This is a genomic window from Nocardiopsis akebiae, assembly GCF_018316795.1.
In the GTDB taxonomy this organism is placed as follows: Bacteria; Actinomycetota; Actinomycetes; order Streptosporangiales; family Streptosporangiaceae; genus Nocardiopsis; species Nocardiopsis dassonvillei.
On the sequence record NZ_CP074132.1, the window covers coordinates 2,733,829 to 2,748,340 of the forward strand.

The following is a 14,512-nucleotide window of genomic DNA, read 5'->3' on the forward strand; positions in this document are numbered from 1 at the left end:
CGGCGGCCGAGCCGAGCGGCCGCCCGTACCCTTCACCACAAAGGACCGAGAGTGGCCGACCCCGTCCGGCTGTACGACCCCAGCTTCAACGCCGACCCCCAGGGCTCCTACCGGGCCATGCGCGCCGAACACGGTTCCGTGGTGCCCGTGCTCATGGAGGGCGACGTGCCCGCGTGGCTGGTCATCGGCTACCACGAGCTCCACCACGTCCTCAACACCCCCGAGGTGTTCGCGCGCGACCCCCGCCGCTGGAACGCCTGGGACCGGGTGCCGCGGGACTGGCCGCTGCTGCCGGTGCTCGCGCCCCAGCCCAACCTGCTCTCCGCCGAGGGCGAGGAGCACCGGCGCCGCACCGCCGCGGTCAACGACGCCCTGAACGGGGCCGACCCGCACGAGCTGCGCGCGGTCACCGCGCGCCTGGCCGACCGCCTCGTCGACGGGTTCTGCGCCTCCAGCGGCACCGACCTGCGCACGCACTACGCGCAGCGGCTCCCGTCCCTGGTCCTGTGCTGGATGTACGGCCTCGACGACGACCGCGGCGAGGCGGTCACCACCCTGATGGGCACCATGTTCGACGCCGGTCCCGACGCGGTCGGGGCCCACGTCGAGATCGCGGCCGAGTTCACCCGGCTCGTCGCCTCCCGCCGCGCCGAGCCCGGGCCCGACGTGGTGTCCCGGATGATCGCCCATCCGGCGGGCTACGGCGACGCGGACCTGGTCGCCGAACTGGTCGCCGTCCTGGGCGGAGCCCACCAGACCACCTCCGAGTGGATCGGCAACGCGCTGCGCCTGATGCTCACCGACGACCGCTTCTCCGCCTCCATGGCGGGCGCCCGCAGCAGCGTCCGCGAGGCCCTGGCCGAGGTCCTCTGGGAGGACTCCCCGTCCCAGATGAACGCCGGGCGCTTCGCCGCCCGCGACGTCGAGCTGGACGGCCGGGTCATCCGCAGGGGCGACCTGCTCCTGCTGGGCTACGCCGCGGCCAACAAGGACCCGCGGCTGCACACCGGCGAGCGCTCCTCGGCCGTCCGGGGCAACCACGCCCACCTGTCCTTCTCCCACGGCGAGCACAGCTGCCCCCACGCCGCGCAGGGGATCGCCGAGGTCATGGCGGTCACGGCGGTGGAGGTGCTGCTGGACCGCCTGCCCGACGTCGAACTGGCCATCCCCGCCGAGGAGGTCCGCTGGCGGCCCTCGCCCTGGGTGCGGGGAGTCGTCTCGCTGCCGGTCGCCTTCACCCCCACACCCCCGCAAGGAGTCCTGTGATGCCCTGCCCCGTCCAGCACACCCCCGACGGAATCCCGCTGGTGCACGCCGTCCCCGACGACGTGCAGGCCGACCGCGAACGCCTCCACCAGGCCGGACCCGTCACCCGGGTCGAACTCCCCGGCGGGGTCCGCGCCTGGGCCACCACCCACCACGAGGTCAGCCGCGCCACCCTCAACGACCCCCGGTTCGTCAAGAGCGTCGACCACTGGGACGACTACCAGAGCGGCCGGGTCCCCGAGGGCTGGCCGCTGATGGGCACGATCCCCACCGACGGCTCCAACATGCTGGCCCAGGACGGCGCCGCCCACCGGCGCATGCGCAGGCTCACCGCCAGCCCGTTCTCGGCGCGCCGGGTGGAGCGCCTGCGCCCGCGCATCGAGGAGGTCACCGCCCGGGCGCTTGACGCCCTGGAGCCGCGCGCGCACGAACCCCTGGACCTGAAGTCGGAGTTCACCTTCCGGGTTCCCATGGGGGTGATCGGCGAACTGTACGGGGTGGCCGAGGCCGAGTACGCCCAGCTCGGCGAGATGTACGCCAAGCTCTTCTCCGGCACCACCGAGGAGGGCGAGCACCTGCGGATCTACGGCGCCCTGTTCCAGTTCTTCGCCGAGATGGTCGCCCGCAAGCGCGCCAGCCTGGACGAGCACGACGACTTCACCGCCGACCTGCTCAGGGCCCGGGAGGACGGCGACTCCCTCAGCGACACCGAGGTCACCATCACCCTGCTGACGGTGGTGGCGGCCGGGCACGAGACCACCGTCAACCTGCTCAACAACGTGGTGCGCGCCCTGCTCGCCCACCCCGACCAGTTCGCCCTGCTCAAGGCGGACAAGGTCACGTGGGAGCAGGTCGTGGAGGAGACGCTGCGCTACGACCCGCCCAACAACGTCATGATGTTCCGCTTCGCCACCGAGGACGTGGAGGTCGGCGGACAGACCATCCGCAAGGGCGAGGCGCTGATGACGCACTACGGCGCGGCCACCCGCGACCGCGCGGAGTTCGGCGAGGACCCGGACCCGTCCGTCTTCGACCCGCAGCGCACCAAGGGGCGCCACATCACCTTCGGGTACGGCCCGCACATCTGCCCCGGGGCGCCGCTGTCGCGCCTGGAGGCCGGGATCATCCTGCCGATGCTCTTCGAGCGCTTCCCCGAGCTGCGGCTGGCCGTCCCCGACGAGGAGCTGCGGGTGCAGTCCGCGCTCTCGGTCACCAGCCTGAGGAAGTTCCCGGTCCTGCTGCGCCCCTGACCGGTGGGCCGCACGGCGTGCGCACCGCCCCGCGCCCCGGGCAGCCACGGCCGGGGAGCGGGGTCCGCGCCGTGCGGCCCCGCCGCGCTCCGGCCGGGGCGGCGCGGCCGGGGTGGTCCGCGTCGCGGGGCGGGCGGTACCGGGCCCGGCCTCCCCGCCGTCCCGGGGCAGGCAGGTGTCCCGGGACGGCTCCCGCCCCGCGTCAAGAAGTCCTTACGCCGTGCGACCCCCGTGTTGACGCCTCCCGGCCGTAGGCTCGGCTGGCCGCCGGTCCGCACGGGGAAGGGAACGGACATGACGCCGACCAGGCTGGCCGCCGCCGCGGCCCTGGCCACGCTCGTCGCCTCCGGCTGCGGGGCGCCGCCGGACGCCGCCCCGGGGGAGGAGTGGTCGCTCCACCCCACCGCCCTGCCCGGACCCCGGCCCGGACAGCCGGACGCCGACGGCGCGCCGCACGGACCCGAGCGGTCCGCGGCCCCGAGCGCCGAGCCCCGGGGCGGGCCCTCCCCGCACGGACCCCTCGCCGGAACCGGTGCGGAGGGTGCGCGCGCGGTGGCTGCGCCGAGCCGGAGCGTCGCGGACTACATGGACTCCCTGGCCCGGACCGGGGACCCCGGGCGGATGCGGGAGGGGCTGCCCCGCACCGCCGAGGACTCCGCCGCCCGCGCCCACCTGCTCCACCAGACGGCCATCGCCCAGGCCCGGGCCGACGGGGGCCGCCCCGCCCCGGACGCCGAGGTCGGGCAGACCCCGGACGGCTACGAGCTCTGTTCCGGCGAAGATCCGGACACCGAGCCGGTCTGCGTCGCCTACGGCAGCTTCACCGCCGAGGACGGTCTGCTCGCCGACCTGCGCGTGGACGGCCGCGATCCGGGCCCCGGCCTGCTGGTCGCCGAGGACGTCACGGACGAGTCCGAGGGGGTGCGCGCCCGGCTGCTGACCGCCCACCGGGCCGCCTCCGGCGAACCCCTGGCGGTGACGGTGGAGTTCACCACCGCCGACAGGGTCAGCCTGGACCTGTTCCAGGCCTCCTACGCCGGCGGAGGAGGCGACGGCGGCCAGGGCGGGGGCGGCGGGCTCCGGGCGAGCGAGGCGGTGGGGCGCTACGCGCTCGACCGCGGAGAGGGCACCCACGCCGCGTTCCTCTTCCCCGGAGCCGAACCCGGCGGCACGCTCACCGTGGGCGGCTGCCTGGAGGAGTGCTCGGCCGTGATCGACATCGAACTGCCCGTCGGATAGCGGCGGGGCCGTGCCCCTGCCCGCGGTGCTCGCCGAGCATGATCCGCGCGGGCAGGTCCGAGACGAGGATGCCGTACCCGGTAGCTGCCCAGACCGGAGGTGCTCACCGCGTATGACCCGCGCGGGCACGCCCGTTCCGGCGCTCCCCAGCGGCGCTCACACACCGGTTCCGAGCCCCCTACCGCTCGCGGTGCACCCGCCCCTCGTCCCACACCGGCTCCGGAGCCTCGTAGACACCTCCGTCGGCGCCGAACACCACGAACCGGTCGAACCCGCGCGCGAACCAGCGGTCGTGCGTCACCGCCAGGATCGTGCCGTCGTAGGCCTCCAGCGCCGACTCCAGCGCCTCCGCCGACACCACGTCCAGGTTGTCCGTGGGCTCGTCCAGCAGCAGCATCGTCGCCCCCGACAGCTCCAGCAGCAGGATCTGGAACCGCGCCTGCTGACCGCCCGAGAGCGTGTCGAAGGTCTGCTCCGCGGCCGGTGCCAGCTCGTAGCGGTCCAGCGCCCGCCCCGCCTCGTCGCGGGGCACGCCCCGGCGGGTGCCCTGACCCCGGTGCAGGATGTCCAGCAGCGTGCGCCCCGCGAACTCGGGGTGCTCGTGGGTCTGCGCGAACCATCCCGGCAGCACCCGCGCGCCCAGCCTGGCCGTTCCGCTGTGCTCCACCGGCGGCACCTTCGTCCGCTCCTCCTCCGGCAGCACCGACGACTCCGGGTCGCTGCCGCCCCCGGCCGCCAGCCGCAGGAAGTGCGACTTGCCCGAGCCGTTGGAGCCCAGCACCGCCACCCGCTCGCCGTACCAGACCTCCAGGTCGAACGGGCGCATCAGCCCGGTCAGCTCCAACCCCTCGCACACCAGCGCCCGCCTGCCCGTCCGGCCCCCGCGCAACCGCATCCGCAGGTTCTGCTCGCGGGGCAGCTTCTGCGGCGGCCCCGCCTCCTCGAACCTGCGCAGCCGGGTCCGCGCCGACTGGTAGCGCGAGGCCATGTCGGAGTTGTAGGCGGCCTTCTGCTTGTAGGCGGCCACCAGCGCCCTGAGCTTGGCGTGCTCCTCGTCCCAGCGCCGCCGCAGCTCGTCCAGCCGCGCGAACCGCTCCCGGCGGGCGTCGTGGTAGGTGTCGAACGCGCCCCCGTGCACCCACGCCGTGTTGCCCGCGGCGCCCAGTTCGACCGTGACGATCCGGTCCGGGACCCGGCTCAGCAGCTCCCGGTCGTGCGAGACGAACAGGACCGTCTTGGGGGTCGCCAGCAGCGCCTCCTCCAGCCAGCGCTTGCCCGGCACGTCGAGGTAGTTGTCCGGCTCGTCCAACAGCAGCACCGGCGCCGGGCCCCGCAGCAGGGCCTCGACGACCAGCCGTTTCTGCTCCCCGCCCGACAGCGTGCGCACCTCGCGCCACCGGCAGCGCTCGTAGGGGGCGCCCAGCGCCGCCGTGCAGCACTGGTCCCACACGACCTCGGCGTCGTAGCCCCCGGCGTCGCCGTAGCGGGCGATGGCCGCGGCGTAGCGCATCTGCGTCCTCTCGCCGTCGTCGACCATCATGGCCGCCTCGGCAGCCTCCAAGTCCGCGTGCGCCTCGCGCACCGGTGCGGGGGAGACCGACACCAGCAGTTCGTGCACGGTGGTCTCGTCGCGCACGTGCCCGATGAACTGCGGCATCACGCCGAGTTCACCGTCCAGGGTGACCGCGCCGCTCCGGGGGCGCTGCTCGCCGCGCACGATCCGCAGCAGGGTGCTCTTGCCCGCGCCGTTGGCCCCGACCAGCGCCGTCTTGGACCCCTCGCCGACGCGGAAGGACACCGAGTCCAGCAGGACCCTGCCGTCGGACAGGGTGTGGCCGACCTGGTTGACGTCGATGTAGCCCAAGACCGCTCTCCACAGGGGTTCCGCCGTAGGCGCCCTGTCACCGCCGCGAGCGCCCCGGCAGGTTTCCACGGCGCGACGCGCGCCCGCAACCGGTTTTCCCGGGTACAGGCGGCGGCGCCGGGCAGCGCACGGCCCAGGTCAGAGGGGCACGCGTTGCCCTCGGGGGAGCAGTCGGACGCGCTCGCCCCGGCCCAGGCCCTCCATGCGGTCGAGGAAGCGGCTGAGCGGGGACTTGAAGCGCCGGTAGTCGTCGTAGTGGATGGGCGCGGCGACCGCCGGGTTCACCAGGCGGGACATCTCGGCGCCCTGCCTGTCGTCCATGGTCACCAGGATCCCGCCGGGCAGCGCCGTGCCGCCCAGGTGGAGCAGCGCCATGTCGATGTGCGGATACTGCTCGGGTATCCGCGCGATGTCCTCGTAGACCAGGGTGTCGCCGGTGACGTAGATGCGGAACGCGTCCTGTTCCCCGGTCCCGCCGAACTCCAGGATGCTGCCCATGACCGGCGGCAGCAGCCGGTGCACGAGCCGGGGCCCGTGGCGTCCGGGGACCGAGGTGACGCGGACCCGGACGCGGCCGCGGGTGATGGTCTCCTCCTCCCAGGTCCGCAGGCCCACCGCGGCGTCGAACCCCCACCGGTCCAGGCGGCGGGCGGCCTGGCCGGTGGTCAGGATCGGCGTCTGCCTGGCCAGGCCGCGCCGCGCGACCCGGTCGAAGTGGTCGCCGTGCATGTGCGAGAGCACGATCCCGTCCACCCGGCCGATGTCGCAGACGTCCAGGGCGGGGCCGATCCGGCGGCGGGTGGCCAGGCCGTACCCCAGGTAGGCCCACTGCCCCTCGTGCAGGAAGTTGGGGTCGGTCATCACCACGAGACCGTCCCAGCCGATGAGCACCGTGGCGTTTCCGACGAACTGGATCCAGCGGTCGTGCTCGCTACCGTCCATGCCCCCGCACTACCCGGCCCGGCTCCGGGCTACCAGCCGTACCGGGGTCCTTCGCTCGGCCGCGAGCGCGGGTCCCGGTCGAGAGGACCGGCGCTCCGTCGAAAGGCCGATCGGAGTACGTGACCGCGCACAGGAGCGAGCGGTCCGTGAGAGCATCCAAAAAACGTTCGTCCCGTCAACCTTTCGCCCTTCTTCGCGTCTTACGGAAGCGGTGTCGGCGCAATGTGCTTCTCTGATCGCTCCGTGTGCCGGCCCGTACGTATTTTGGGAGAGCTGAGTTCAGCCGCCGGTTCTTGTGGTAGTAATTGCTTTCCGCCCTTCCAGTGCTGTTCTCCTTTGCTCCGTGGAGGTTTCGGTGACCCCTGAACCGAACATGCGTCAGGATCCGGCCGGTCAGCACGCTCCGTATCCGTCTCCGCCCTCTCGGTTCCCGCCTCCCCCGGCCCCGCCGGTCCTCGCCGGTTCAGCTCCGACCGCTCCCCCTCTCCGCTCACAGGAGCCTCTGGAGCGCAGTCCCCGGTCCGCGGCGCTCCTGGTCTGCTGCGGCGTCGCTGCCGGACTTTTTCTCGGTATCGGCGGCACTCTCACGGTGGTGAGTGCGGACTTCTCCGGGAACCCTTTCGAGGGTGCGGTGGAAGTATGCGGCCTGTACAACCGGCCGACTGCCAGTATCGGTGACGAAGGCCGTTCTCTGGACCTCGACAACCGGGGGGCGACGGATTCGGCGGGAATCTCCGTCGCTGAACTCCACTGCGTTCTCGACGAACTGGAGGCGCCGGACAGCGTGGTTTCCCAAATGGAGCAGACACGTGCTCTGGACGGGCGGCAGTCAGCGGAGTGGAACGGTATTCAGGCATCCTGGGCCTATCATCCGGATACCGGTCTGGACGTGCTGCTGTCCGTCGGGTGACGTGGAGCCGCGAACGGGAGCCCGCTCCGGCCCGGATCCGGGGAGGGTGTGTGTCGCAACCCCTTCGTGACCTCGAGCGGTAGTTGTATGGGTGCCCTGGGTGAACGGTGAGTGGTGTCAGGGGCCCGCGTTGTGCCACCGGTCTTACCGAGGGCGGGCCCCGCCGGTGTGCGCGGACCGGGCTCGACACCACCGAACAGGGGAGACGCATGCAGATCGGGTACAAACTGGCGGCCGAGGCCTTCGGGCCGGAGGAGCTGGTCCGGCAGGCGGAGCTGGCCGAGCGCGCCGGGTTCGACTTCGTGGAGATCAGCGACCACTACCACCCCTGGCTGGACAACCAGGGCCACTCGCCCTTCGCCTGGACCGTGCTCGGCGCCATCGCCGCCAGGACCGAGCGGATCGGGCTGGCGACCGGGGTGACCTGCCCGACCGTGCGCTACCACCCGGCGATCATCGCCCAGGCCGCCGCCACCCTCGCCCTGATGTCGAAGGGACGCTTCGTCCTCGGTGTCGGCTCCGGGGAGCGGCTCAACGAACACGTCGTCGGCCAGGAGTTCCCCGACGCCGTCCAGGTGCGCCACCACATGCTGCGCGAGGCCCTGGAGATCATCCGTCTCCTGTGGGGCGGCGGCTACCAGTCCTACGAGGGCGAGTACCTGCGCCTGGAGGACGCCCGGGTGTTCGACCTGCCCGAGGAGGCGCCGCTGATCGCCGTCGCCGCCAGCGGAGGGCAGTCGGCCAAACTCGCCGCCGAACTCGGCGACGGGCTGTTCGCCACCGAACCCAAGTCCAAGATCGTGCGGGACTACCGCGACGCCGGGGGAGACGGCCCCGGCTACGCCGAGGTGCCCATGGCCTGGGCGGAGGACGAGCACACCGCCGCGCAGGCGGCCCTGGAGACCTCCCGCTGGGCGCTGACCGGCTGGAAGGTCATGAGCGAGCTGCCCAACCCGGTCAACTTCGCGGCCGCCACCACCACCGTCCGGGAGGAGGACGTCCTCGGGCACTTCGCCTGCGGTCCCGACCCCGAACGCTACGTCGAGGCCGTCCGCGCGTACGTCGACGCGGGCTTCGACCGCCTGGTGATGCAGAACGCCGGGCCCGACCCGGACGGGTTCGTCGACTTCTACCGGCGCGAGCTGGACGGACCCCTGCGCGCACTCGCCACCTGACCGGTCCGCCCGTGCCGACTGACCGGCCGGGGCGCGCACCGGTGACCGTCCGGTCCGGCGCGGACCGGACGGTGCCGCGCCGGTCGGAACCGGTGCGGCGCTGCGGCTCGGACGCGCCCGAGCCGCCGGAACTGTCACCGGGGACGCCTACGGTGGCGGCCATGGATTTCCAGAAGAGGCTGTCCGTCCCGCTCCCGCCCGGACGCACTGTGTCCTCCCAGGAGGGCGCCCCGCTGCTGTGGCTGAGCGATGACCCCGCGCCGTTCGGACTGTGGTCCCGGCTGCAGGCCGAACACCCCCGTTCCGGGCTGTGGCCGCTGCTCCTGGACGGACTGCGCGGCGAACCGGACCGGCCCTGGGAGTCCCAGGAGCTGTACCCCGAATGGACCTCCTCGCCCTCCGACCACGACCCGGAGGCACTGCTGGCCCGGTGGTGGAAGGAGCACGCCTGCGGCGAGGAGGCCGATCCCGGTGCCGACCGTTTGTCGGTGACCGCGCCCTACGGAGCGTCCTGGCCGGGACGGGCACCGGCCGCGCAGGTGGAGGAGGACCCGGGGGAGTCAGCCGCCGAGTGCGCGGAGATTCTGGTCGAGAACGGAGTGGGCTCGCGCCTGGGGCTCGTCCCGGCCTCCTCGGGCGCCGAGGCCGTGGCCGCGTCCGGTTGGGCGGGACCGCTCAACTACGACAACGACACCGCCGTGTTCGCGGCCGTCGTGTCCGACTGGGAACGCCGCTTCGGCGCGCGCGTGCTGGGCATGGGCTTCGGCACCCTCACCCTGAGCGTCGCGGCTCCGCCCGCCGACACCGGGGCCGCCCTGCGCGCGGCGGCCGAGCACTTCGCCTTCTGCCCGGACAACATCTGGCAGAACACCAGCCCCGGCAGGCTGGAGGTCTACGCGGAGCAGTTGGTCGGCTGCCCCGTCTGGCGCTTCTGGTGGGACTGAGCGAGCGGCACCGCGCCGGTCAAGCCGGAGGCGGTTCGGGAGCGCCCGAACCGCCCATCCACCGCGCCAGCCGCTCCCGGTCCACCAGGGTCATGTACCCCTCGCCCTCACGGGCGGCGGCCTCGGTGAAGCCGTTCGAGGCCACGAACACCCCCCGGTACCCCTCGTAACTGGTGGCGAGGACGCCGAGGAAGGCACGGACCTCGTTCGGGGGCACCGGGCTGTTCCACCGCTTGCACTGCACCACCACGGCCTGCCCGTCCGGTGCCCGGCCCAGCACGTCCACCCCTCCGTCGTCGGCCCCGCCGACCACCGTCACGGCGGTGTAGCCGTGCGTGCGCATCAGCCCCGCGACGTGCTCCTCGAACTCCACACCGGTCATCCGGTCGACCTCCGACAGGTCGACCCGCGCCACCCGCCACTTCTCCCGGGCCAGGCGCAGCCGCATGCGGCACCACCACAGCAGGGCCGCCACCCCCAGCGCCGCCACCGCCCACAGCAGCGGCCGCGCCGAACTCTGGGCCACCCACGCGCCGACCATCAGCGCCACGACCAGGGCCAGCACGAGGGCGTACCGGTGGCGCCACACGAACCGCCACTCCCGGGGCCCGGTCCGGCCCCCGCCGGGGTGTGTCCTGTCGGGGTACGTCCTGTCTTCGGCCGCTTCGTCCGGGGAGATGTCGGTCATGGACTGCCTCTTCCCCGTCCGGGCGGTTCGTCACCCGCCCCGGCGCCGGTGCCCTGTGGGGAACGCCACGGCGCGGAGCCGTTTCCGGTCCGGGACCCGCCCTGACCACCGCTCGCGCCGAACGCGGGGACTACCATGGCCGCGCGGCGGCCGACCCTCGCGGCGGCGACCGCCCGGGGAGCGGTGTCCCGCCGCCCCGGGGCACCCACGGGAAGTAGTCCTTCGATGTCAGTTCTCACGCGCGTCGCCGACCTCGTCGGCAGGTGGTTCGCCCTGCTGGTCCTCGCCGGAGGGATCGTGGGCCTGGCCGCCCCCGGGCAGGCCGCCCTCCTCGCCCCCTACATCTCCCTGCTGCTCGGGGTGATCATGTTCGGCATGGGGCTCACCATGCGCCCCGTGGACTTCGCGATCGTGGCCAGGCACCCCAAGGCCGTCGTCCTCGGCGTCCTGGTCCAGTACACGGTCATGCCGCTCCTGGGATGGGGAATCGCCCAGGCCCTCGGCCTGCCGCCGCTGCTCGTTGTGGGCATGGTCCTGGTCGGCTCCGCCCCCGGCGGCACCGCCTCCAACGTCATCGTCTACCTCGCCCGCGGCGACGTGGCCCTGTCGGTGGCGATGACCTCGATCTCCACCCTGCTCGCCCCGCTGCTGACCCCGCTCCTGGTCCTGGCCCTGGCCGGTTCCACCCTGCCCGTCGCCGCCGGCGACCTGTTCGTCTCCATCCTCCAGGTCGTCCTGGTCCCGGTCCTGGCCGGACTGCTGCTGCGCATGGCAGCGCGCCGGTTCGTGGAGAGGGTCCTGCCCCTCCTGCCGCTGGTGTCCGTCCTCGGTATCGTCGTCGTGGTCGCCGCGGTGGTGGGCGCCAACGCCGACGCCGTGCTCTCCTCCGGCCTCCTGGTCGCCCTGGCCGTGGTGCTGCACAACTCCCTGGGACTGGCGCTCGGCTACCTGGTCGGAGTGGTCACCAAGCTGCCCGAGGCCGCCCGCCGCGCGGTCAGCGTCGAGGTGGGGATGCAGAACTCCGGTCTGGCCGCGGCCCTGGCGACCGCCCACTTCGCACCGCTCGCCGCCCTGCCCGGCGCCCTGTTCTCGGTCTGGCACAACATCTCCGGCGCGCTCGTGGCCACCTACTGGGCCCGCCGCCCGCCCGCGGACGCCCCGGCCGAGTCCGCGCCCACCGGGAGCGGTGCGGAGGGCCCGCCCGGGGCCTGACCCGCGCCCCGCCCGCTTCCGCTCCGCCCGTTTGCGCCCCGGTCCGAGGACGCCGCCTCGCGCCGGGTCCGCTATCCCCGGTGGACGGATCGCCTCCCGCCCTCGGCCGAGGCCCTGCCTACCCGTACCCTCCTCCTCGCCACCCGCGCCCGCGCCCGCGCCCGCGCCGGGCGCGTGCATGCCGCGGGCGCGGCAACGCTGCGGGCGGCGCCGGGGTTCGTTCCCAGAACGCGTGTCTCCACCTCACCGGCCGAACCGGCTACCCGGGCGCAACACGGTTCACACGTGCGGTCCCTGGCCTGAACCGGACACCTCTCCTCGCGTGATCGACCCACCGCGCAAGGCGACGGCTGTCAGGCTGGTGCCCATGCCCGAGCGACACCGTCGGTTCCTGCGCCCCTGCTCCGGACTCCTCGCACTCGCCCTCACCGCCGCGCTGGGAGACCCCCACGTCCTCCTCGCGCCGTGCGCCCCTCCCGCGCACACCACGCCCGTCACCGCACCCGCCGCGGAGGCCGACCCGCGCCGCAAGGCCCTCCGCGACCGCGTGCGCGGCCGCTGCCCGCGCCCCCGCAGGACCGAACGCGGGATCGTCCCGCACCCCCGCTGCTCCTACGACTGACGCACGCGCCCTTTCGCAGGGGGCTCACGGTTCCGGGGGCGCGCTCCGGCGCAACCACGCCCTCCTCAGGAGTGCGGTACCCAGGCCCAACGCGGCCTGGGCGAACACCAGACCGAATCCGAGGCAGAAGAGGTTGAAGAGGACGAACCCGAGGATCGACGTGGTGACACCGTGTTTCGTGCCGGGTTTATTGGAGGCTCGGAACCAACGCTTCGTCCTCTGTTGACCCGGCCCGCTGCCCGTAGAAGCCGTCTTCGAACTCGGCCGGCGGGACCAAGCCGATCTCGCCGTGCAGGCGTCGGTGGTTGAACCAGTCCACGTACTCGGCCACCGCGATCTCCACTTCGTCCAGGTTCCTCCACGGGCCCCGGTTGCGGATCAGCTCGGCCTTGAACAACGAGTGGAACGCCTCGGCCAGAGCGTTGATCCTTGCGGGATCCGGTACGAAGAGAATGACAGTCATAGGAATCGCCGGTGGTGCCGACCGAGGCCACCGCACCCGCCTCGAACAGGCGCTGGGTGTAGCGCACCGCCAGATACTGCACCCCGCGGTCGGAGTGGTGAACCAAGCCGTCGATGCGTCGGCCGACATGGGACCGGTTCCAGACCGCCATCTCCAACGCGTCCAGGGCCAGATCGGTGCGCAACGACCGCGACACCTGCCAGCCCACCACCCGGCGGGAGAACACATCGATCACGAACGCGGCGTAGACCCACCCGGCGAAGGTGCGGACGTAGGTGATGTCGGCGACCCACAACCGGTTCGGAGCGTCCGCGGTGAACGCCCTCTCGACCAGGTCCGGCCTGGTGTCCGGTCCCGGAGCCGGGGTGGTGGTGCGCGGGCCTCTGGCGCGGGTGATCCCGCGTAGTCCGGCCTGGCGCATCAGCCGGTGCACGGTGCAGCGGGCCACCCGGTGGCCTTGGCGGTTCAGCTCGGCGTGGACCTTGCGCACCCCGTAGACGGCGTAGTTGTCGGTGTGCACCTGCCGGATCTTGGCGGTGGTGGTCTCATCGGTGCGCGAACGCAGCGACGGGGCTCGGCTCTTGGCCGCGTAGTAGGTGGACGGGGCGATCTGCAACACCTGACAGATCGGCTCGACCCCGAACTCCTGCCGGTACAGGTCGATGTAGGCGACTACCTGGTGTGTGGGCGGTCGAGCTCCGCCGCGAAGAAAGCCGACGCTGACTTCAGGATCGCGTTCGCCCGGCGCAGTTCCCGCACCTCGCGTTCGAGCTCGGCGATCTTGTGGGCCTGGTCGGTGGTGGTGCCGGGCCGGGTCCCCTGGTCGATCTCGGCCTGGGTGACCCAGTTGCGCAGCGTTTCGCGGTTGATGCCCAACTGGTCGGCCACTCGGGCGATGGCCCCGTCGCGGGTGGTCGGGTTGCGGCGGGCGTCCACGGCCATCCGGATCGCTCGTTCGCGCAGCTCAGGCGGGTACTTCCTCGGTGCTGGCATGACTCTCATCCTTCCCAGGTTTGAGAGCCTCCATCACACCCGGCACGAAACATGTCGTGGTCGGGCCAGCCCAGCCGGTTCCTGACCGAGGCGGGCATCGGCTGAGCCTTGGACCGCCGGTGGCGTAATGGTTGTGCGTTACCGAGTGGCCACCCCTCCATCCAGCCCGTCTCTCCGGTCTGACCGTGGTCGCTGAAGATCTTCTCGGTCAGGTCGCTCATGGCCGTGTCGTTGATCTGCCACAGGCTGGGCCCCTGCGCTGCCATGGTTGAGTCCTTTCCCAACCGGCCAGTTCTTGCGTGTACACGACCAGGCTGCCTACATGTCGAGGACGGGCTATCTGTCGTCTCGGCAGGTATGGTGCTCACGCTCACTCTGGCGGAGCCCTCGTTTCGTGTAGCTGGGTGTGTGACGGCGAACAGGGAGTTCGTTCTTAAGGTGGCCGGAATCGGTCATTCCCGCCAGAGAGTCCAACTGACCAGCCTTTCTGCCAATACGGAATTCGATGCCGGTGTGCTTACCCCTGGTTACGGCTGCTAATTTTACGAGCATTCCCACCCTTCACACCCCACACCTGGTCTAAGGAGTTCCCCAACATGGCAGGCGAGGCTGGCGCCAACCCGATCGAGGCCCTCCAGGGCGGCGAGCTCGCCGAAGCCCTCGCTGAGGCCATGGCAGGGCTGGCCGACATGTTCGATCTGATCATGGAGGACGCCGAGACCGTCGCCCAGCGTGACGAGGTCTCCTCGGCCCTGCGTGCCTACAAGGAGGAGTACGCCCCCACCCTCGTCGAGATGCAGGAACACGGTCTGCGGCTGGCCAACAACATCCAGGCGGGAGCCTCCGAAACAGCCTTGAACGACCTGGAGGCCGCCGAGCACTACGACACCCCCTGGGACCTCGACGTCAACTTCTGACCTCCTCGTTGCCCCTGACCTCCCCGA

13 protein-coding genes, 1 pseudogene and 1 other annotated feature are annotated in these 14,512 nt (G+C 72.4%); of the genes and pseudogenes, 9 read left to right on the forward strand and 5 right to left on the reverse strand.

Annotated elements, in window-relative coordinates; all coding sequences use genetic code 11:
- The first annotated feature begins 51 nt into the window (after positions 1-51).
- From KGD83_RS11815 to KGD83_RS11825, 3 genes are all read left to right on the forward strand, one after another.
- Positions 52-1,266 carry a cytochrome P450 gene (locus KGD83_RS11815; protein WP_212643803.1) on the forward strand — a complete coding sequence of 405 codons (1,215 nt, stop codon included), beginning with the start codon at positions 52-54 and terminating at the stop codon, positions 1,264-1,266.
- Entirely contained in the window at positions 1,266-2,516 is a 1,251-nt protein-coding gene (locus KGD83_RS11820) for a cytochrome P450 family protein (protein WP_212643804.1), read from the forward strand. Before KGD83_RS11815 ends, KGD83_RS11820 begins: the two co-directional genes overlap by 1 nt.
- A 294-nt stretch (positions 2,517-2,810) precedes the next feature.
- Complete coding sequence (locus KGD83_RS11825; protein WP_212643805.1) at positions 2,811-3,755, forward strand: hypothetical protein; 945 nt, start codon at positions 2,811-2,813, stop codon at positions 3,753-3,755.
- 178 nt (positions 3,756-3,933) lie between these two features.
- Here the strand turns inward: KGD83_RS11825 and KGD83_RS11830 are convergent, their stop codons facing one another.
- Together KGD83_RS11830 and KGD83_RS11835 are read right to left on the reverse strand one after the other, a co-directional pair.
- Positions 3,934-5,619 (reverse strand): ABC-F family ATP-binding cassette domain-containing protein, encoded by a 1,686-nt coding sequence (locus tag KGD83_RS11830; protein ID WP_212643806.1) that lies wholly within the window; start codon positions 5,617-5,619, stop codon positions 3,934-3,936.
- A 138-nt stretch (positions 5,620-5,757) separates the two neighbouring features.
- Positions 5,758-6,561, reverse strand: coding sequence for an MBL fold metallo-hydrolase (locus KGD83_RS11835; RefSeq protein ID WP_212643807.1), 804 nt, complete (start codon positions 6,559-6,561; stop codon positions 5,758-5,760).
- Between the two features lie 592 nt (positions 6,562-7,153).
- Between KGD83_RS11835 and KGD83_RS11840 the strand changes: the two genes are divergently transcribed.
- From KGD83_RS11840 to KGD83_RS11850, 3 genes are all read left to right on the forward strand, one after another.
- Positions 7,154-7,471, forward strand: coding sequence for a hypothetical protein (locus tag KGD83_RS11840; RefSeq protein ID WP_212643808.1), 318 nt, complete (start codon positions 7,154-7,156; stop codon positions 7,469-7,471).
- 209 nt (positions 7,472-7,680) lie between these two features.
- Complete coding sequence (locus KGD83_RS11845) at positions 7,681-8,646, forward strand: TIGR03557 family F420-dependent LLM class oxidoreductase (RefSeq protein ID WP_212643809.1); 966 nt, start codon at positions 7,681-7,683, stop codon at positions 8,644-8,646.
- A gap of 161 nt (positions 8,647-8,807) precedes the next feature.
- Positions 8,808-9,590 carry a DUF4253 domain-containing protein gene (locus KGD83_RS11850; RefSeq protein ID WP_212643810.1) on the forward strand — a complete coding sequence of 261 codons (783 nt, stop codon included), beginning with the start codon at positions 8,808-8,810 and terminating at the stop codon, positions 9,588-9,590.
- 19 nt (positions 9,591-9,609) lie between these two features.
- On the opposite strand, the gene KGD83_RS11855 is transcribed toward KGD83_RS11850, so the two are convergent.
- Positions 9,610-10,278: a restriction endonuclease gene (locus tag KGD83_RS11855; protein WP_212643811.1), complete on the reverse strand. Its 669-nt coding sequence runs from the start codon at positions 10,276-10,278 to the stop codon at positions 9,610-9,612.
- A gap of 225 nt (positions 10,279-10,503) precedes the next feature.
- Here KGD83_RS11855 and KGD83_RS11860 point away from each other — a divergent pair, with 225 nt between their 5' ends.
- Together KGD83_RS11860 and KGD83_RS11865 are read left to right on the forward strand one after the other, a co-directional pair.
- On the forward strand, positions 10,504-11,490 hold the full coding sequence (locus KGD83_RS11860; protein ID WP_212643812.1) for a bile acid:sodium symporter family protein: 987 nt from the start codon (positions 10,504-10,506) through the stop codon (positions 11,488-11,490).
- 367 nt (positions 11,491-11,857) lie between these two features.
- The gene (locus KGD83_RS11865; protein WP_212643813.1) at positions 11,858-12,112 is read left to right on the forward strand and encodes a hypothetical protein; all 255 of its coding nucleotides are present in this window, start codon (positions 11,858-11,860) and stop codon (positions 12,110-12,112) included.
- 187 nt (positions 12,113-12,299) lie between these two features.
- Here the strand turns inward: KGD83_RS11865 and KGD83_RS11870 are convergent.
- A pseudogene (locus KGD83_RS11870) lies at positions 12,300-13,568 on the reverse strand (IS3 family transposase).
- Positions 13,177-13,290 (reverse strand) — a sequence feature (AL1L pseudoknot). (Overlaps the previous pseudogene by 114 nt.)
- A 5-nt stretch (positions 13,569-13,573) precedes the next feature.
- Entirely contained in the window at positions 13,574-13,834 is a 261-nt protein-coding gene (locus KGD83_RS11875) for a hypothetical protein (protein ID WP_212643814.1), read from the reverse strand.
- Positions 13,835-14,164: 330 nt separating this feature from the next.
- On the opposite strand from KGD83_RS11875, the gene KGD83_RS11880 reads away from it, so the two are divergent.
- Complete coding sequence (locus KGD83_RS11880) at positions 14,165-14,485, forward strand: hypothetical protein (RefSeq protein ID WP_212643815.1); 321 nt, start codon at positions 14,165-14,167, stop codon at positions 14,483-14,485.
- Positions 14,486-14,512 lie beyond the last annotated feature (27 nt).